Source organism: uncultured Duncaniella sp. (assembly GCF_910578445.1).
Lineage (GTDB): Bacteria > Bacteroidota > Bacteroidia > Bacteroidales > Muribaculaceae > Duncaniella.
On sequence record NZ_CAJTQC010000073.1, the window covers coordinates 1 to 727 of the forward strand.

Sequence of the window (727 nt, forward strand, 5' to 3'; positions counted from 1 at the left end):
TCTTGGCTTCTGTTACACGTGCCTCAACCATAGAACCTGCCGGTATAGCGGTTTTTCCATTAACCATAACAGGACTTGTGACACGGAAACGAACCATATCACCTACCTCAACGTTCTTAGCCTGAACAGTTTGTGCAGCTTCCACCTCAATCGTGGTTCCGGTTTTGATTGTCACTGTCTCTTTTTGTGCAAAAGAAAAAGTGCTACAAAGTAGCAAACATGAGACAAAAATCTTTCTCATAATACAATACATTGCCTCCCAGTCCCAACTTGGCATTAAAGTTTGTTCCTTCAAAAGGCGTGGAACTGTATGCCCACGTCTCTATGTGAAGGTGCTAGGAAAACCTTTGAAAACAGATATGGGAATAACAGCCCCACGCATATGCGTGAAGACCATTACGACCTCTCTTGTTTTCAGTGAGTAAAGTTTCCTAGGCTTTTCACATACAAGAAGAAGACATAACGCCTCTTTTTAACCGAAATGTAGCGGAAAAGGACATAATGCCCAATTCCATTTGCAAATTTAGCGATTTTTTTTGTATTAACAAAGGATTCATTGAAAGAAATACAGAAAAACCAATTTTATGGGCTTCAATTGGAATAATTCAAATTAAAAATTTACATTACAATACAGTTCGTATTGACTATTTTACAACATAAAAGAGTGTGGCGCTGCCACACATACATAGAGAGCATTCGCACTATCTGCAGGGCTGAAGCCCGCAGT

Annotated in this window: 1 protein-coding gene; it reads right to left on the reverse strand. The window is 39.8% G+C overall.

From position 1 onward, the window contains the following. The coding region (locus QZ311_RS12370; protein WP_297068531.1) for a hypothetical protein at nt 1-241 on the reverse strand (241 nt) is incomplete at its 3' end. Nucleotides 242-727: the final 486 nt, after the last annotated feature.